The organism is Arthrobacter sp. R-11 (assembly GCF_049913155.1).
Lineage (GTDB): Bacteria > Actinomycetota > Actinomycetes > Actinomycetales > Micrococcaceae > Arthrobacter.
In genome coordinates, this window is record NZ_CP183979.1 from 2,273,334 (window position 1) to 2,290,485 (window position 17,152).

The window sequence follows — 17,152 nt, forward strand, 5'->3', positions numbered from 1 at the left end:
CGCCCAACTGGGCAAGGGTGTCATCGTCAATCAGGCCCTCGGCAAGGATGTGGTCGTTGGCCGTCTGTGCGTCCATGCCGCCAACCGCGAAGCGCGGACGGCGGGAGTTATGCTTCCGCCGTCGTGAGCCGCTCGGCTTCCTGCCTCGCATTGTTGGGGCGGCGCTCAGCCTTCAAGCTTGGAATGCTCGCCCAGACGGTGCCATGAACGGTTGTGGTAGACCAGAGCGTCGCCGGGTTCGCCCGCTTGGACGTCACGCATCACGCGGGACTCTAGGGCGTGAACGGCGATGATTGTGGAGGTCCCCACCTCCATGCGATTGATGACGGCGCAGCGCACCCAGGCGCGGACATCGTCATACACCGCTTCGCCGGTTGCAAGGGCCGACCATCGGTGCGTCTGGTCAAAGCGGTCGGCGCCGGGGGTCGCTCCAAACTTCGCCAAGTCGACGTCGTGTGCGTCCAGCAGGTGCACGACGACGGTTTCGGCGCGCGAAAGCACCACGGACGCGGAGGACAGTGCCGAGACCGAGAAAATCAGCAACGGAGGTTCCGCACTCACTGACACGACCGACGATACCGTCAGTGCCACCGGTCCTTCGCCGGCATCAGCCGTGATGACGGCGACACCTCCCGGGTGGCCACGGAACAGTGCTTTGAATTCGTCGGCCGAGAGGGAGGACGGGAAGCTTTGCTTCGGAGCCTCGAGCCAGGTGTCTGCGGGGTAGGCGTGAAACATCGTTAGGACACCCTGGGGGCGGAGCGGGCGAGTTCCTCGCGAATGATGTTCGTCCCTGCGCTGAGAGCACTCAGCTTGGCCAGTGCGATGTCCCGGGGGAACGGTGCCATGCCGCAGTTGGAGCTGGCGATAAGCTTGTCCGCATCGACGAACTGCAGGGCCTTGCGGAGGGTGCTGGCGACGTCCTCCGGGGTCTCGATGGTCTCGCTTGCGACGTCGATTGCCCCGAGCATGACTTTCTTGCCGCGGAGGAGCTCGATGAGGTCCATGGGCACGTGGGAGTTCTGGGATTCCAGCGAGATGATGTCGATGCTGGAGCTCTGAAGCAGCGGGAACGTTTCCTCGTACTGCCGCCACTGTGAGCCGAGCGTCGCCTTCCAGTCATTATTCGCCTTGATCCCGTAGCCGTAGCAGATATGCACGGCGGTCTCCGCACGCAGCCCTTCCGCCGCTCTCTCAAGCGCAGCCACGCCCCATTCCTTGACCTCATCGAGGAAGACGTTGAACGCGGGCTCGTCGAACTGGATGATGTCCACGCCGGCCGCCTCCAGTTCCTTCGCCTCCTGGTTCAGGATCGCAGCGAACTCCCAGGCCAGCTTCTCGCGACTCTTGTAGTGGTCATCGTAGAGCGTGTCCACCATGGTCATTGGACCGGGAAGAGTCCATTTGATCGGCCGGTCGGTGGCTGCGCGGAGGAACTTTGCGTCTTCCACGAATACCGGCCGCTCGCGGCGCACCGCTCCGACGACGGTCGGCACGCTGGCGTCGTAGCGATCGCGGATGCGCACGGTCTTGCGCTGTTCGAAGTCGACCCCGCTGAGATGCTCGATGAAGGTCGTGACGAAGTGCTGGCGGGTTTGCTCGCCGTCGCTGACGATGTCGATGCCGCGTCGGCTCTGCTCGTGGAGCGCGATGCGCAGCGCATCCTGCTTGCCCTCGAGCAGCGCATCTCCCTCCAGCTTCCACGGGGACCAAAGAGTCTCCGGCTGTGCGAGCCACGATGGTTTGGGCAGGCTTCCGACAACGGTGGTGGGCAAAAGTGTGTTCATGATTGACGATTCTCCGTGGGTCAGTTGACGAGAGCGGGGTATTTGGCGGTCCACTGGTCCAATAGATCCTTGTGGGGCGTGATGAAGTGTTCCTCTGTGTACTTCGCCTGCGTGATCGCGAGCTGACCGCGCTCGACGCGGTCGTAAGCAATCTGGGTCCGCGAGTAATCCTGCTCTCCCAGGCTCGGCTGGTAGACGTGGGCGGCGGCGGAGTTCGCGTTGTAGATCTCCGGGCGGTAGATCTTCTGGAACGTCTCCATGGTGCTGATCGTGCCGATGAGCTGCAGGTTGGAGTAGTCGTTGAGCAGGTCGCCGCGGAAATAGAAGGCGAGCGGCGCAACGCTGCCGCGTGGCATGAAGTAGCGAACCTGCAGCCCCATCTTTGCGAAGTACGCGTCCGTCAGCGAGAACTCGTCCTGCTGGTACTCGACGCCCAGGACCGGGTGACGGTTCTCCGTTCGCCGGTACGTCTTGCTCGTGGAGACGCTGATGCACACCACTGGCGGCTGCGGGAAGCGTTCCTGGCATGCAGGGGAATCGAGGAATTGCTGGAACAGTTTGCCGTGAAGATCGCCGAAGTCCTCGGGAACGGTGGGCTTGCCTGAGTCCCCTGCTGCCGCTGGCAGTACGACGCTGAAGTCGAAGTCACGCACGTAGGAGGAGAAGTTGTTCCCCACGATCCCTTGGTGGCGGACCCCGTTCAGCTGGTCGACGATCTGGATGTCGAGAACCTCGAACAGCGGGAACTGCTGATCCGTACCTTCCGCAGTGAACTCTATCTGCACGGACACGATCTCAAGCTCGACCGTGTAGCGGTCCCGGTCCGGGTTGTCCCAGCTTGCGAGATCGTTGAAGCGGCGGCGAATCATGGTCAAGGCGTTGCGGAGGTTCTCCTGGCGGTGCTCGCCCCGTGCCAGGTTGGCGAAATTCGTCGTGATCCGCGAGCCTTCCGACGGGGAGTAGTCCTCGTCGAAGGGGGTCGTGGTGATGCTGAAGGTGAAGTCGTCTGCCATGTGCTGCCAATCCGTTGATGGGCCGGAGACGGCCTTTCGAAGGGGATGTATCCATGGTGCAGCCTTCCGAGGGATATCAAGTAACTAGTGGTTACTATGCATTCATATAGAATCTTCCTATGCCTCAGATTTCGAGCGGATTGACCCTACAGCAGCTCCGTTACTTCATAGAAGTTGCGGCTGAGGGGTCGATCTCCGCGGCCGCCGATCTTCTCTTCGTAGCGCAGCCGACAATGTCCGCTGCGATGAAGGACCTTGAGGCCCGGGTTGGCCGTGCGCTCCTGGTTCGCTCCGCCCGCGGAGTCACCCTTACCGCCGACGGGGTAGAGTTCCTCGGCTACGCGAGGCAGGTCGTCGAGCAGTTCGCTCTCCTCGAGCAGCGCTACCTTGGTAGGCCACCGCGGCGACGTCTGCTCGGGGTGTCAACGCAGCACTACTCGTTCGCGGTGGACGCCTTCGTCCGGATGGTCAAGGCCACTGATGTGGCCGAATACGAGTTCTCGCTGCGTGAGTCCCGTACTTGGGACATCATCGAGGATGTCCGGACGCTCCGCAGCGAGATAGGCATCCTCTACCGGAACGATTTCAACCGGAAGGTCATCGACAAGCTGCTCCGGGAATCCGGGCTCGCGTTCACTCCGCTTTTCCTCGCCGATCCGCACATTTTCATTTCACGGAACCACCCGCTTGCCTCAAAAGAGCGTGCGACTCTCGCCGATCTCGCCGGCTTGCCGCGGCTAACCTTCGATCAAGGTGCGAACAACTCCTTTTACTTCGCCGAGGAGATTCTCTCCACCTTGTCCAGTAAGCAGGAGATCCGGGTCTCTGACCGGGCCACGATCTTCAACCTCATGATCGGGCTCCACGGATACACGATCTCGACGGGCATCATCAGCGGGCAGCTCGACCCGGAGATCGTCGCCATCCCGCTTGACGTTGACGAACGCATCGAGATCGGCTGGATCGGTTACGCCGCGATTCCGCTTACCGACCAAGCGCAGCGCTACCTCAGGGAATTGCGGGCCGTCGTCGCTGAGTTCGGCGTAGCGCTGCTCGACTGACTGCAGTTGAGCGGGCGGGTCTTTACCCTTTCGGTGATTGGACGTGTTTGTTGCAGCCGAGCGGGTTGCTGGTGTCGTATATGCCCGTCGCCGTCGCCGTCGTTGGCATGACCGGGGCGGACGCCAGCGAGGAAACCGGCCTGTTCCAGGTGGGGGCGATCCAGCCAGGGAGATCAGGCCGGGTTTGTAAGGCCGCGGTGCCGTCCTGGCCGCCACCTGTGGAGGCATTGAGCCGCAAACTGATGTTGGCGACGTACCGGCTCGCGGGCGGGAGAAGGTTAAGTGGCTCACCGCATTTGGGGGTGTTCGGGGCCTGACTCCGCCGACTTCGAGTAGTGACGGGAGGCGATGAGGCGGGGGAGGTTGGAGAGCGCTCCGGCGGCATGGGCTCGGCTGCGCTCGCGAGCCTCGGGGATGCGTGGGTCGTCGGCGTAATGCTCCAGCTCGGCGAAAGGATACAGCCGGCTCGTGCGCGACCAGGCGGACACGGCCGGATGCTGGCCGCGTGCCCGGGCGTTCGCCATCAGCGCGGCGTAGGCGATGAGGAAGTCGACATTCCGATCCCAGAGGTGCAGCGGGCGGCACAGCTTGTTCTTCTGGTCGTCGTCGTGGAGTTCGGCTTCGACGACGCCAAGCATCGCGTACTGGAACGAGACGGTGCCCCAGAACATCGGCTGAAGCGTGATGCGGCCTGGTTCGAAGATCGGACGAAGTGGAGGCCGGACGAGCCCCGACGCCGCGCAGTGGACGTGCAGCGTTTCGCGTGTCGTGGGGATGACACCGTCGTCGAGGATGATGCGGTCGCGCTCGACAGTACGCACGTGGCCGAGGCGGACGACATCCTCGATTTGCCGGAGGAGGGCGATCTCGGCTTCTCCGACAATCGCCCCGTGGAACATCGTGGGTGGCACCGAGGGATCAACCCTTAGCAGGATTCCCTGTTCGTCGAGCCGTGCGAAGAGATCGTCAACCGTCGTCGCTTGGGCCATGGCCTCGATCTGTGCGGCGTTCGCGACGTACTGGTCGACGACTAGGTCGTGCGGCTGCAGGTAGCGTCTATTCGGCCACCAGCCCTCGCGCGGTTTGATCCACGTGAGGTCGGCCGGATCCACACCCCGCTCGAGAAGCCACACGCATGTGTCGAGGGCGGTCTTTCCCGCGCCGATCACGGTGAAGCGTCCGGCTGGGTGGGCGAGTCGGGCGAGCCCGCCGGTGGGGATGCATCGGACTCCATCGGCCACGGCGAACGGCGGGGCGGAGGTGGCGGGGATGCGGCCCTCGAGATACCTGGCATCCACCACGCGGCGGCGCACGGTGACGGGCACGGTGCGGCCGTCCAGGCGGGAGACGATCCGACCCTCGTCAACGAACTCGCACTCGGGCAGGTACAGTACACGACCGGTCGGCAGGAAGACCCGCGTCATCGCCTCTTCGAAATGCGCGCAGATCTCGCTCGGGCCGGCCAGCTCGTACATGCCTGCGTTCGTGCCGCTGACGTCGCGCCTGTTGGCTCCGAATGGCACGGATTCGACGCCATAGAGGTTCGCGGGCTGGTGCAGCCGAACGAACGGATATGCGTCCTGCCAGTGTCCCCCGGGCGCGTGCCGACGATCGACGATCGCGACCGTGGCATCCGAATGCGCGAGGATCCGGTCGGTGAAGACCATCCCCGCTGTCCCAGCGCCGACCACCAGATAGTCGGCTTCGATGCGCCCGCGCACGCACTTACAGTAAACCCGGCCGTCTGCCCAGGGGAATCCTCCGGTGCGCAGGTACGGTCGGGCGGCCGCCCGACAGGTAATCGCCCGGTCCGCACCTGATCTACGGGCGGAAGAGCTGCTCGAACGTGCCCGACTTCGTCGGCGAGAAGGCCGTGCGGCTAGCAGGTGCGATCCTTCAGGTGTGGTCACGCTCCCGGCGCCTTGGGCGGCAAAGGTGCGGGAGCACGTTACAGCACACACTTCAACCAGCCGGGCGACATGCGGGGAGCCCCTATACCCCGGCTACGGCATCGCGTCCTGTCCATGGGGTCCCCATTGTCTGGGCTCGCCACCGCTCCGCCGGCCAGCCGGCAGTCGCTCTCGCTCCCGAACAGATTGCGGCACCTACTAACGTGGGCACGGCTTGAAAGCTGGCCCGGGGACCTGGCACTCCTCAAGGCCCAGGCTTCACCGTCACGGCGATGGAACTGACGGACGACGCCGTCGATGCGGGCCGGCGTGGATTCGTTGAACGTGGCCGCGGCGTCCGCCGTCGCGTTCTGGGAACTCCGCCCGAGGGACTAAGCAGCGGTGGAACCGGCGAACCGGTCACGTGGCCGGTTCGACCGGGAGTCCGGCAGCTTTCCACTCCGGAAACCCTTCTTCAAGCCTCAACGCCTGGCGCCCGACTTCGCTCAGCTCACGCACGGCGTCGTCCGCGTACACGCAGTAGGAACCGCGGCAGTACGCCACGATGTCGCGCCCTTCGGGAATCTGCCTCAGGCGGGCCTTCAAATCCGCGACAGGCATTGAAAGGGCGCCCGGGATATGCGCGGCGTCATATTCGGGGCGCGGCCTGACGTCGAGCACGACGACGTCGCCCTGCTTCAGCCGCCGTTGCAGCTCGTCACGGTTGATGGTGCTCAGGCTGGTTCGGTCACCCAGGTATGAGAGGGCAAGCGCCCCCAGCTCGCCCGCATGCGCCTCGGCTGTTTCCCGCAGCGCCCGCCAAAGCCGCTCGACAGCTGGTCCCGCCAGGGAATAGTAGACGCGGGTCCCTGACCGCCTGGAGGTGACCACCCCTGCCCGCAGCAGGCGCTGCAGGTGCTGGGAGGTGTTGGCGACGCTCTGGCGGATCTCCGCGGCCAGTTCTTCCACCGACCGCTCGCCTTGGGAGAGGACGTCCACCAGTTCCGCCCGCCGACCGTTCCCCAGCGCCTTGGCAGCTTCGACAAGGACGTCGAAGAGCGCTTCCTTGGCCCGATGGTCTCCCATGCTGCCCCTCCTCCGGAGAACTATTCAAGAACTCTCTTGACAAGAGTATGGCATTGGGAGTGTTATTCAAGAACTCACTTGAATAAGAAAGGGGGCGGTGGCAAATGGCCGCCATCCAAACTCCACGGAAACAGCAGTCCCGCCTACGCGCAGGCGCCACCCTCATGGCAGTCGCGGGACTCGGATTCGTCGGATACGCCGTGATCTTCTTCGTGCTCAATTTCACGGACGCCTTCCTTGAGCTCGGGATCGGCCCGGACCAGGTGGACAAGGGCAAGGACGAGATCGAGGCCTTCAGCCCGCAGCTGTACCACTACATCAGCCACCTGCACATCGCCGTCAGCGGCTTCATCGCGGCTGCCGGACTGGCCGTCGCAGCCCTGTCCTGGTATGGGGTGCGCCGCGGTGAACGATGGGCCTTCGGCACGGCCATCGTCGTTCCTGTTGTCGGGCTCGGCGTTGCCTTGCCCGCCCACTACCCTTGGGGCCTGGCGACCCTCGGCCACCTCGGTCTGATCTATCTCGCCGTCCTCATCTTCCTCGTCGGAGTCGTGTTGGCATTCACGGCCATGAGAACCCCAGCGAAGGCGTAGAGCCGCACCAACTGCAAGCGGCGGGAACAACCCGGACTGGAGGGGATCACGGACCCGAGAGATCATGAACATCCCCGGGAGCCAGGGCCGGTGCTGGGGCTGCGCCAGAACCTGGCCCAGTTCATCCTGCTGATCGCCGTCAACGCTTGCGTTGGCGGCACCCTCGGACAGGAAAGGACCGTCCTGCCCCTACTGGCGAGCGACGTTTTTCACGTCGACCGCTACACCAGCGCCCTGACGTACATCCTCGCCTTCGGGCTGGCCAAGGCGGCGACGAACTACTTCGCCGGAACCCTCTCAGACCGGCTCGGCCGCAAGCCGGTGCTCCTGGGGGGATGGCTGGCAGCGATCCCCGTTCCGTTCATGCTCATCTCCGGGCAGGCATGGGAATGGATGGTCGGGGCAAACGTGCTTCTGGGCATCAGCCAGGGACTCACGTGGTCCACAACCGTGATGATGAAGTTGGATCTCGTCGGCCCGTCCCGGAGGGGACTCGCCATGGGCCTGAACGAGGCGGCGGGCTACCTGGGCGTCGCGACCACCGCCTTGGCCACCGGGTACCTTGCGTCCGAATACGGCCTGCGGCCAGTCCCGTTCCTGCTTGGTGCGGCCTTCATCGCCCTCGGCCTTGGGCTGTCCGTCGCGGCCGTCCGCGAGACCCGCGGCCATTCGCTCGTTGAGGCCCGCGCCCACATCGATGCGCACGAGCACGCCCACGGCGGGCTGACGGACCGGCAGGTCTTCACCCTGACCAGCTTCCGCGACCGCTCCCTCGCGGCGGTCAGCCAGGCCGGCATGGTGAACAACCTCAACGACGGCCTCGCCTGGGGCCTCTTTCCGGTCCTGTTCGCAGGCGCCGGGCTGAGCCTTGGCCAAATCGGCATCCTCGCCGCGGCCTATCCTGCCGTATGGGGCGCCGGGCAACTCCTCACCGGGGCGGCCTCGGACCGGTGGGGGCGCAAGTGGCTCATCGTCGCCGGCATGCTCACCCAGGCCGTGGGACTGGCAACCGTCGCCGCTTCGCGCAGCTTCGGGCCCTGGCTTGCCGCCGCAGCGCTCCTGGGACTGGGGACGGCGATGGTGTACCCGACGCTGCTCGCCGCCATCGGCGACGTAGCCCACCCCGCTTGGCGGGCCCGCTCCGTCGGCGTCTACCGGCTCTGGCGCGACGGCGGTTTCGCTGTGGGGGCGCTCCTGTCCGGCGTCCTCGCGGACCTGTACGGGATCCCGACCGCTATAGCTGCCGTCGCCGCGATCACTGCCGCATCAGGCCTCCTCGTCGCCTTCCGCATGCGCGGCAACGACCACGCACCAAGATAGCGCCTACGGCGCAGTCCAGGCCTGGCCGGTTCGCCAGTTCCCCCCGCATCCGCTAGGATTGTTTGTTGGCCCGGGAGCCGTGGAACGTTCATCGTCCGCAGGCACACGGACCACCTCCATTCATACCTGGCAGCTGGCAAAATCCAGCTGCGCGAACAAAGGTCCAATTATGAAGTCTGATATCCACCCGAAGTACGAAGCTGTTGTTTTCAACGACCTCGCTTCCGGCGTCAAGTTCCTGACCAAGTCCACCGTGTCTTCCTCCAAGACCATCGAGTGGGAAGACGGCAACACCTACCCGGTCATCGACGTCGAAATCTCCTCCGAGTCCCACCCGTTCTACACGGGCAAGCAGCGCATCATGGACTCCGCAGGCCGTGTCGAGCGCTTCAACGCTCGCTTCAAGGGCTTCGGCGCCAAGAAGTAATCGACTTCACCAAGTCATCCGCAAAGCCCGCGTCCCGCGAAGGGACGCGGGCTTTGTTGTTGTCGGGCAGGGTTGTTCTCCGGCAGGGTTGTTCTCCGGCTCTGTTGTTCTCCGCTAGAGCGGTTTTCCGGCAGGATGGTGGACATGACTTCCCGCTCCGATTCCCCCGAGTCCGACGCCGGCCGCCTCCACGGCGAGTTCAAGGTTCCTGGCGGCAAGCTCGTCGTCGTGGACTGCCGGCTGGTGGACGGCAAGCTGGCGGAGGTCTCCGTCAGCGGCGACTTCTTCCTCGAACCGGACGAAGCATTGCAGGACATCAACCGCGCCCTCAGCGGCCAGCCTGCGGAGTCGACGCCGGGTGAGCTCGCCGCCGCCGTGACCGCCACCCTGCCGGAAGAGGCCGTCCTGTTCGGTTTTTCGGCCGAAGCGGTGGCCATCGCCGTCCGCCGGGCACTGTCCAAAGCCACCGGCTGGCTGGACCACCAGTGGGAGGTGATTCCGCCGTCGGTCCTTCCCACGCACGTCAATGTCGCCCTGGATGAAGTCCTCACCGAGGAAGTCGGCGCCGGCCGCCGCAACCCCACCCTGCGCTTCTGGGACTGGGAGGAGCCATCCGTGGTGATCGGCAGCTTCCAATCCGTCCGCAACGAAGTGGACCCCGACGGCGTTGCCCGCCACGGCATCACGGTGGTCCGGCGCATCAGCGGCGGGGGAGCCATGTTCATGGAAGCCGGAAACTGCATCACCTATTCCCTCTACCTGCCGCAGACCCTCGTGGACGGCATCAGCTTCGCCGACTCCTACGCCTTCCTGGACGCCTGGGTGATGGCCGCACTGGAGAAGCTCGGGATCACGGCCTTCTATGTGCCCCTCAACGACATCGCCACGGAGCAGGGGAAGATCGGCGGGGCCGCACAGAAGCGCCTTGCCAACGGCGGCATGCTGCACCACGTCACCATGAGCTACGACATCGACGCTGACAAAATGGTGGAGGTGCTGCGGATCGGAAAGGAAAAGCTCTCCGACAAGGGCACCCGCAGCGCGAAGAAGCGGGTGGACCCGTTGCGCAGGCAGAGCGGCCTGCCCCGGGAGGCCATCATCAAGGCGATGCAGGATGTCTTCACGGAGCGCTACGGGGCCGTGGAAACGCGCCTTAGCGATGCCGAGGTGGCCGCGGCGGAGGAACGCGTGCGGAGCAAGTTCGGCACCGATGAATGGTTGTACAGGATTCCTTAGTTCCGCCCGCTACGGTTGCTATTCCTCCTCCTCGGGGAACGCCTCCGGGTAGGGGAAAAGGTGTCCGTTGCAGAGCATGCCCGGGCTGGGCACCTCGGACTTGAACCCCGCCCTGACGATCTGGCCGTAGGACTGGACCCTGCCACCCTCCACCGGATCATCGGGGACATCGTTCAGGCCGGAGAACGAACAGATGGAGTTCGCATGTTCTGGGCCGCGTTCCACCTGGCCCTGAGCGGACGCCGGTGCTGCCGACAGGCCCACAAAGGCCACGGTGCAGACGGCTGCCGTCAGTAGGGATTTCCTGAGCATGGCGGTTCCTCATTCCTTCGCTGGATGGCTGGTGCACGCGATGCTACTAAGGTCTGCCGGGCCCGGACACCGTAGTTGGTACTCGATTAATCCAGCAAATGAGTTCAAGCTACTCGCATTTTCGTGACCGGCTACTCGGCCGGGGCTAGCGCGGCACGGCCTGTGCGCGCAGCGCCCGCAGCAGGTGGTCGCGCTGCTCCAGGACGATGCGCCGCAGTGCCCGCGGCGCATCCGCATGCCCTGTGAGCCAGGCGTCCGTGCGCAGGAGCACCGCGTGCTCCTCGGGTGCGGTACCTTCCGGGAGATCCTGCCCGGCCGGGAACAGCCCGCGCACGATCCGTCCTGCAATCTCAATACTGCGCTCCCGCCACACCCGCTCCAGGCAGTCGAAATAGGGCTCGATGTAGGCATCCAGCATGCCGGAGGGCGCCGTCATGAAGCCCGCGATCGTGGCCCCGAGGATCTCGTTGGACAGCGCAGTCGACTCGACGGCGGCTTGCCAGGCCTCGGCCTTCACAGCGGCGTCGGGCCGCGCCGCGGACGCGAGGGCATGGCCTTCCCGTCCCGAGGCCGTGGTGTCCCTCGCCAGCTCCGCCTCGAGTTCGGCGGGCGTCGCCGCACCGTTCGCGGCGAGGGCCTGCCACAGGCTCCAGCGCAGCTCGGCGTCCACGGCCAGGCCCGCGACGTCCTCTGTCCCGGACAGCAACCCGCGGAGCAGCCCAAGCCGGCCACCGTCGTGCCGGGACACCCCGGCGAGCGTCCGCACCCAGGCAAGCTGCTGATCGGAGCCGGGGACGGAATCCCGGAGGCGGGCCGCTGCCGTGTTAAGCAGTCCGCTGCGCACCGTGTCCCGCTGTGCGGCAGGCACATAGCGTTCCACCGCCGTCGCGGCATTGCCCAGGATGTTCAGCAGAACGCCGATGCCGCTTTCGGCGGGGGCGAAGCGTTCGACGGCGGCCACGTACAGTTCCGCCGGCGTCTCGGCGTCGCGCGCCGAGTCCCAGAGGGCGGTCCAGCAGAGCGCCCGCGCCATGGGATCGTCGATCCGGTCGAGGGCCTCGCGGGCCGTCGCCTCGGACCGCCCATCCAGGCGGACCTTGGCGTAGCTGAGGTCCTCGTCGTTGACCAGCAGCAGGGCGGGGCGGGGCCTGCCGGCCAGGCCGGGCACCGCGGTCAGCGGCCCGTCGACGTCGAGCTCCAGGCTGTCCGTCCGGCGCAGGGCACCGGAGTCGCCGTCGTCGTAGTCGTAGAGTCCCAGCTTGAGCCGGTGCGGCCGGTGCTCCTGCCGGCCCGTGGCCGGATCCACGGAGTCCTGGCGGAGGAGCACGGATTCCATGATCTCGCCGATGCTGCCAGTGCCGCCCGGGCCGTCAGTAATTTCCGCGCTGAGGGTGGAGATGCCCGAGGTCTGGAGCCATTGCCGGCTCCAACTGCCAAGGTCCCGGCCGGACGCGGTTTCGAGGGCCCCAAGCAGATCCGCCAGGGAGGTGTTGCCGAACGCGTGCTCGCGGAAGTACTGACGCGAACCGTTGATGAAGGCCTCGAAGCCGACGTACGCCACCAACTGCTTGAGGACCGAGGCGCCCTTGGCATAGGTGATGCCGTCGAAGTTCTGCTTAGCCGCTTCCAGGTCCGGGATGTCGGCGACGATCGGGTGCGTCGTCGGCAACTGGTCCTGCAGGTAGGCCCAGGCCTTGCGCTTGTTTGCAAAGCTCACCCACGCCGATTCCCAGGAGGTGGCCCGGTCCACGCCCAGCGTGCCCATGAAGTCGGCGAAGGACTCCTTGAGCCAGAGGTCGTCCCACCAGCGCATGGTCACCAGGTCGCCGAACCACATGTGCGCCATCTCGTGCATCAGGGTGTTGGCGCGGGCCTCGTACTGGGCGTCGGTGGCGCGGGAGGTGAAGACGTACTTTTCGGTGAAGGTCACAAGACCGGGGTTCTCCATGGCGCCGAGGTTGTATTCCGGAACGAACGCCTGCTCGTACTTGCCCCACGGATAGGGGAAGTCGAAGAGCCGGTTGAAGAAATCCAGCCCGGCCTTCGTCAGTGCAAACAGCTCCGGAGCGTCGAAGGACTCCGCCAGGGACGCGCGGCAGTAGAGGGCCAGCGGCACCTCAAGCCGGGCGCCGTCGTCGAGCACCGTGCTCCAGTTGTCCTCAGCGCGGAAGTACGGCCCCGCCAGTATCGAGGTGATGTAGGTGGACATGCGCTTGGTGGTGGCGAAGTCCCAGGTGCTGGCGTCGGGATCGCCGGCCAGCGGGGCGCGGCCGGACTCCGCGCCGTTGGACGCCACGTGCCAGTCCGACGGCGCCGCCACGTGGAAGGTGAACTCCGCCTTCAGCTCTGGCTGTTCGAAGTTTGCGAACACGCGCCGGGCGTCTGCCGGCTCGTACTGCGTATACAGATAGCACTTGCCGTCCGCGGGATCGAAGAAGCGGTGCATGCCTTCACCGGAGCGGCTGTACAAGGCGGTGCCGGTGACGATCACCTCGTTGTCGGCGGCCAGGTTCCGCAGCTGGATCCGGTCTCCGTCGACGGCGGACCCCAGGTCCAGTTCCTCGCCGTTCAGGAAGACGCTGTGCACCCCGCCGTGGATGAAATCCAGGAAGGTGTCCGCACCCGGCACTGCCGAGAAAGCGATGAAGGTGCGGCTGGTGTAGCCGTCGACGGCGGGATCCGCCGCGTGCCGGACGTCCAGCGAGATGTCGTACCGGTGGGTGGTCACCAGTGCGGAACGGGCGGCTGCTTCAGCGCGGGTGAGGTTCGACACTCACTTATCTAACCACGCAGCGGGCCCGCCGGAGCGGCGCGGCCGGGCGCCCGCCCATAGTGGCGGGCAGGTATATATTGGCAGCTACGGGGCCGGGAGAATACCGGAAGAGGCGCTCTCTTCCGGCACCGGCTCCGCAGCGGTGAGGGCGTGAAGTGCGTCACATAATCGGCGAGAAATGCGCCCGTAATGAATAGGTGATTACCTGAGTCCTATGTCAGAGCTATTCCAGGATTATTCCGAGGCCGTGGCCCGCTCCGGCGCCTACGACGAGATGTTCGCGCCGGGCTTGATAGCCAGGAAGTCGTACGGCCAGGTCGAGGGGGCCCTGAAGGAACTGTCGCTGGCAGACGTCAGTGCGCGTGCTGAATCCATGGCACGGACCTTCCTGGACCGCGGCGTTACCTTCGACTATGCGGGGGAGGAACGGCCCTTCCCGCTGGACATCGTGCCCCGGGTGATACCTGCCGACGAATGGGAAACCCTGGAACACGGCGTCGCCCAGCGCGTGCGCGCCCTCGAAGCCTTCCTCGACGACGTCTACGGCCGGATGTCCGTGGTGTCCGACGGCGTGATCCCGCGCCAGCTGGTCACCACGAGTGCCCACTTCCACCGCGCCGTGCACGGCTTCGAGCCCGCGGGCGGCGTGCGCGTGCACGTCTCCGGCATCGACGTGGTCCGCGACGCCGCCGGTACCTTCCGCGTCCTGGAGGACAACGTGCGCGTACCTTCCGGGGTCAGCTATGTCCTGGAGAACCGCCGCGCCATGGCCAAAGGCCTTCCCGAAGCGTTCGGCCAGCAGCACATCCGTCCTGTCGAAGAGTATCCGCGCCGCCTGCTGTCCGCGCTGCGCAAGACCGCGCCGTCCGGCGTCGACGATCCCACGGTCGTCGTCCTGACCCCGGGCGTCTTCAACAGCGCCTACTTCGAACACACCCTCCTTGCCGGCCTCATGGGCGTGGAGCTCGTGGAGGGCCGCGACCTCATCTGCCGCGGCAACCGGGTGTACATGCGCACCACCGCCGGCGAGCAGCGCGTGGATGTCATCTACAAACGCATCGACGACGACTTCCTCGATCCCCTGCAGTTCCGCTCCGATTCCATGCTCGGCTGCCCCGGACTGGTCAACGCGGCCCGCGCCGGCGGGGTCACCATCGCCAACGCGGTGGGCAACGGCGTCGCCGACGACAAACTCGTCTACAGCTACGTTCCGGACCTCATCAGGTACTACCTGCACGAAGAGCCGGTCATCGCCAACGTGGACACCTTCCGCCTGGAGGAGAAGGAAGCCCGTGAACACGTGCTGGACCGCCTGGACGAGCTCGTGGTGAAACCCGTGGACGGTTCCGGCGGCAAGGGCCTGGTGATCGGCCCGGCCGCATCCAAGGACGAACTCGACGCCCTGCGCCAGCGGATCCTGACGGACCCGCGCGGCTGGATCGCCCAGCCCGTGCTGCAGCTCTCCACCGTGCCCACGCTCTCCGGGGACAAGTTCGGCCCGCGCCACGTGGACCTGCGGCCCTTCGCCGTGAACGACGGCGACGACGTCTGGGTGCTGCCCGGCGGACTCACCCGGGTGGCACTGAAGGAGGGGTCGCTGATCGTGAACTCCAGCCAAGGAGGCGGTTCGAAGGACACCTGGGTGCTCTCCGATTCGCCGCAGCTGCCCGGACCGGACCTTCCACGGCAGAGCATCAGCGTCCGCGAGCAGGTGTCCGTATGGCCCGTGGAAAGCAACTGGCGCGACCGCCAGTCGGAGCAGGAACAGCAATGAGCCTGTTCCAGCCCGCCCTCTCTATTGACCAGACCCCGAACGCCAAGGAGGCAGGCCCGTGCTGAGCCGTATTGCCGAGTCACTCTTCTGGATCGGCCGCTATGTGGAACGTGCCGACGGCACCGCCAGGATCCTGGACGTCCACCTCGAGCGCTTGAACCACCTTCCGCTCGACGAACAGCGCAGCGTAGCCCGCGAACTCCTGGCCGTGATGGGTGCGCGGCCGCAGAGCGAGGAGTTCGGCCTGCCGGAACTGCTCCACGCGCTGGCCTACGACAAGTCCAATGCTTCCTCGATCGCCGGATCCCTGGGCGCAGCGCGGGAGAACGCCCGGCGCGCCCGCGAAACGGTGTCGTCCTCGCTGTGGGAGTGCCTCAACACGACGTACTACGGGCTGAACCAGCACCGCAAGGATGTCGTGGGCACCTATCGCTTCTGCAACTGGGTCCTGGAACGCACCGCGATGGTCCGCGGCCTCGCCGACACCACCGTCAGCCACGACGAAAGCTGGCTCTTCCTGGTCCTGGGCCGGTCGCTGGAACGCGCCGACATGACGGCCCGCATGCTCTCCACCCGGGATGTCCTCTCCGCGGGCATGTCCTGGGTGAACATGCTGCGCTGCGCGGGCGCTTACGAGTCCTTCCTGCGCACCCGGCGGGCCGCCTTCGGCGACCAGCACGCGGCAGAGTTCCTGCTCCTGGACCGGCTGTTCCCGCGCTCGATCGTGTACGCGCTGCGCGACGCCGACGAGTGCCTTGCCAAGCTTGACCCTTCGGCCCAGCGCGTCGGCTTCATCAACGACGCCCGCCGGATCGTGGGCCAGGCCAGGACCTTCCTCGAATTCCACCGGACGGACGACCTCATGGCCGAGCTTCCCGAGCACATGGACCGTGTGCAGAAGGCGGTCACGCAGGCCTCCGACGCGATTTCCCGTAAGTACTTCAATCAGGCGGATGAACTGGCCTGGGTGGGAGAAGTTTCATGACCCGGCTGAGCATCGTCCACAAGACCGCGTACAAGTACAACAAGCGCGTCACCCTGTCCTACAACGAAGCCCGGATGACCCCGCTGACCGACCCCCAGCAGGTGGTCCTCGAAACGTCGCTGAAGGTTACGCCGTCGCAGGCAGCCGTCAGCACCTACCGCGACTACTGGGGCACCCGCGTCACCGCATTCGACATGCAGATGCCGCACGAACGGCTGGAGGTTGTCGCCACCAGCACGGTCGAAGTGCACCGGGCCGAGAAGATCGCGTTGCCGGAGCAGATTGTCGACTGGGAAACGCTCGACTCCGACGCCGTACGGGACCAATTCAGCGACTGGCTTCCGCAGTCCCAGCTGAGCGGCCCCGGCGCCGAAGTCCTGTCCATCATCCCCGGGGTCGTGGCGGGCCGTAACCCGCACGACGCCGCAATGTCCGTCTTCGAATGGATGCGCGGCGAGATGACCTACATGAAGGGCAGCACCCTGGTCACCACGAATGCCGAGCAGGCGTGGACCCAGCGGCAGGGCGTCTGCCAGGACCTCGCCCACCTGGCGATCGGCTCCCTGCGCAGCTGTGGCATTCCGGCGCGCTACGTCTCCGGGTACATCCACCCGCGTTCGACGGCGGAGATCGGCGAGACCGTGGCCGGCCAGTCGCACGCGTGGCTGGAGTGGTGGGACGGCGAGTGGCGAAGCTGGGACCCCACCAACCACAAGCCGGCCGGCGACCACCACGTGACGGTGGCGCGCGGCCGGGACTACCGCGACGTTCCGCCGCTGAAGGGCATCCTGTCCGGCGGCGGGGGATCGGCGTTGACCGTGACCGTGGAGATCACCCGCCTGGCCTGAACACGGGCTTGAGCAGACGCGGGTTTAGGCAGCTGTGGCCGGCACCGG

Annotated in this window: 15 protein-coding genes; 8 read left to right on the plus strand and 7 right to left on the minus strand. The window is 65.9% G+C overall.

Features of this window, described 5'->3' with window-relative positions; all coding sequences use genetic code 11:
- Window positions 1-165: 165 nt before the first annotated feature.
- The 3 genes from ACN9M4_RS10225 to ACN9M4_RS10235 are packed head-to-tail and all read right to left on the minus strand — an operon-like array spanning window position 166 to window position 2,800.
- A complete protein-coding gene (locus ACN9M4_RS10225; RefSeq protein WP_426297523.1) occupies window positions 166-738 on the minus strand; it encodes a flavin reductase family protein in 573 nt (190 codons plus the stop codon).
- 2 nt (window positions 739-740) lie between these two features.
- The gene (locus tag ACN9M4_RS10230) at window positions 741-1,787 is read right to left on the minus strand and encodes a methionine synthase (RefSeq protein WP_426297525.1); all 1,047 of its coding nucleotides are present in this window, start codon (window positions 1,785-1,787) and stop codon (window positions 741-743) included.
- A gap of 20 nt (window positions 1,788-1,807) precedes the next feature.
- Window positions 1,808-2,800 carry a DUF1852 domain-containing protein gene (locus ACN9M4_RS10235; protein WP_426297527.1) on the minus strand — a complete coding sequence of 331 codons (993 nt, stop codon included), beginning with the start codon at window positions 2,798-2,800 and terminating at the stop codon, window positions 1,808-1,810.
- Window positions 2,801-2,919: 119 nt separating this feature from the next.
- Here ACN9M4_RS10235 and ACN9M4_RS10240 point away from each other — a divergent pair, with 119 nt between their 5' ends.
- Window positions 2,920-3,861, plus strand: a complete 942-nt coding sequence (locus ACN9M4_RS10240; RefSeq protein ID WP_426297529.1) for a LysR family transcriptional regulator — start codon at window positions 2,920-2,922, stop codon at window positions 3,859-3,861.
- Window positions 3,862-4,148: 287 nt separating this feature from the next.
- On the opposite strand, the gene ACN9M4_RS10245 is transcribed toward ACN9M4_RS10240, so the two are convergent.
- Window positions 4,149-5,582 (minus strand): NAD(P)-binding protein, encoded by a 1,434-nt coding sequence (locus tag ACN9M4_RS10245; RefSeq protein WP_426297531.1) that lies wholly within the window; start codon window positions 5,580-5,582, stop codon window positions 4,149-4,151.
- Window positions 5,583-6,170: 588 nt separating this feature from the next.
- Window positions 6,171-6,836: an ArsR/SmtB family transcription factor gene (locus ACN9M4_RS10250; RefSeq protein WP_426297533.1), complete on the minus strand. Its 666-nt coding sequence runs from the start codon at window positions 6,834-6,836 to the stop codon at window positions 6,171-6,173.
- 104 nt (window positions 6,837-6,940) lie between these two features.
- On the opposite strand from ACN9M4_RS10250, the gene ACN9M4_RS10255 reads away from it, so the two are divergent.
- The 4 genes from ACN9M4_RS10255 to ACN9M4_RS10270 all read left to right on the plus strand — a co-directional run bounded on the left by ACN9M4_RS10255 (window position 6,941) and on the right by ACN9M4_RS10270 (window position 10,412).
- The gene (locus ACN9M4_RS10255; protein ID WP_426297535.1) at window positions 6,941-7,429 is read left to right on the plus strand and encodes a hypothetical protein; all 489 of its coding nucleotides are present in this window, start codon (window positions 6,941-6,943) and stop codon (window positions 7,427-7,429) included.
- Window positions 7,430-7,519: 90 nt separating this feature from the next.
- Complete coding sequence (locus tag ACN9M4_RS10260; protein ID WP_426297537.1) at window positions 7,520-8,749, plus strand: MFS transporter; 1,230 nt, start codon at window positions 7,520-7,522, stop codon at window positions 8,747-8,749.
- A 169-nt stretch (window positions 8,750-8,918) separates the two neighbouring features.
- Complete coding sequence (locus ACN9M4_RS10265) at window positions 8,919-9,176, plus strand: type B 50S ribosomal protein L31 (RefSeq protein WP_074589571.1); 258 nt, start codon at window positions 8,919-8,921, stop codon at window positions 9,174-9,176.
- Between the two features lie 144 nt (window positions 9,177-9,320).
- Window positions 9,321-10,412 (plus strand): lipoate--protein ligase family protein, encoded by a 1,092-nt coding sequence (locus ACN9M4_RS10270; protein WP_426297540.1) that lies wholly within the window; start codon window positions 9,321-9,323, stop codon window positions 10,410-10,412.
- An 18-nt stretch (window positions 10,413-10,430) separates the two neighbouring features.
- Here the strand turns inward: ACN9M4_RS10270 and ACN9M4_RS10275 are convergent, their stop codons facing one another.
- Both ACN9M4_RS10275 and pepN read right to left on the minus strand, forming a co-directional pair.
- Entirely contained in the window at window positions 10,431-10,724 is a 294-nt protein-coding gene (locus tag ACN9M4_RS10275; RefSeq protein WP_426297542.1) for a hypothetical protein, read from the minus strand.
- Between the two features lie 145 nt (window positions 10,725-10,869).
- Window positions 10,870-13,497, minus strand: coding sequence for an aminopeptidase N (gene pepN, locus ACN9M4_RS10280; RefSeq protein ID WP_426297544.1), 2,628 nt, complete (start codon window positions 13,495-13,497; stop codon window positions 10,870-10,872).
- Window positions 13,498-13,711: 214 nt separating this feature from the next.
- Here pepN and ACN9M4_RS10285 point away from each other — a divergent pair, with 214 nt between their 5' ends.
- The 3 genes from ACN9M4_RS10285 to ACN9M4_RS10295 are packed head-to-tail and all read left to right on the plus strand — an operon-like array spanning window position 13,712 to window position 17,104.
- The gene (locus ACN9M4_RS10285; protein WP_426297546.1) at window positions 13,712-15,271 is read left to right on the plus strand and encodes a circularly permuted type 2 ATP-grasp protein; all 1,560 of its coding nucleotides are present in this window, start codon (window positions 13,712-13,714) and stop codon (window positions 15,269-15,271) included.
- A 58-nt stretch (window positions 15,272-15,329) separates the two neighbouring features.
- The gene (locus tag ACN9M4_RS10290) at window positions 15,330-16,256 is read left to right on the plus strand and encodes an alpha-E domain-containing protein (RefSeq protein WP_120520208.1); all 927 of its coding nucleotides are present in this window, start codon (window positions 15,330-15,332) and stop codon (window positions 16,254-16,256) included.
- Window positions 16,253-17,104 carry a transglutaminase family protein gene (locus ACN9M4_RS10295; RefSeq protein WP_426297548.1) on the plus strand — a complete coding sequence of 284 codons (852 nt, stop codon included), beginning with the start codon at window positions 16,253-16,255 and terminating at the stop codon, window positions 17,102-17,104. The genes ACN9M4_RS10290 and ACN9M4_RS10295 overlap by 4 nt, the downstream gene beginning before the upstream one ends.
- The last annotated feature ends 48 nt before the right edge of the window (window positions 17,105-17,152 follow it).

Bases quoted from the DNA above. Each gene is read 5' to 3' on its own strand.
- ACN9M4_RS10240 (WP_426297529.1), top strand. From the start codon at position 2,920: ATGCCTCAGATTTCGAGCGGATTGACCCTACAGCAGCTCCGTTACTTC.
- ACN9M4_RS10275 (WP_426297542.1), bottom strand. From the start codon at position 10,724: ATGCTCAGGAAATCCCTACTGACGGCAGCCGTCTGCACCGTGGCCTTT.
- ACN9M4_RS10250 (WP_426297533.1), bottom strand. From the start codon at position 6,836: ATGGGAGACCATCGGGCCAAGGAAGCGCTCTTCGACGTCCTTGTCGAA.
- ACN9M4_RS10255 (WP_426297535.1), top strand. From the start codon at position 6,941: ATGGCCGCCATCCAAACTCCACGGAAACAGCAGTCCCGCCTACGCGCA.
- ACN9M4_RS10270 (WP_426297540.1), top strand. From the start codon at position 9,321: ATGACTTCCCGCTCCGATTCCCCCGAGTCCGACGCCGGCCGCCTCCAC.
- ACN9M4_RS10285 (WP_426297546.1), top strand. From the start codon at position 13,712: ATGTCAGAGCTATTCCAGGATTATTCCGAGGCCGTGGCCCGCTCCGGC.
- ACN9M4_RS10265 (WP_074589571.1), top strand. From the start codon at position 8,919: ATGAAGTCTGATATCCACCCGAAGTACGAAGCTGTTGTTTTCAACGAC.
- ACN9M4_RS10295 (WP_426297548.1), top strand. From the start codon at position 16,253: ATGACCCGGCTGAGCATCGTCCACAAGACCGCGTACAAGTACAACAAG.
- ACN9M4_RS10235 (WP_426297527.1), bottom strand. From the start codon at position 2,800: ATGGCAGACGACTTCACCTTCAGCATCACCACGACCCCCTTCGACGAG.
- ACN9M4_RS10225 (WP_426297523.1), bottom strand. From the start codon at position 738: ATGTTTCACGCCTACCCCGCAGACACCTGGCTCGAGGCTCCGAAGCAA.
- ACN9M4_RS10230 (WP_426297525.1), bottom strand. From the start codon at position 1,787: ATGAACACACTTTTGCCCACCACCGTTGTCGGAAGCCTGCCCAAACCA.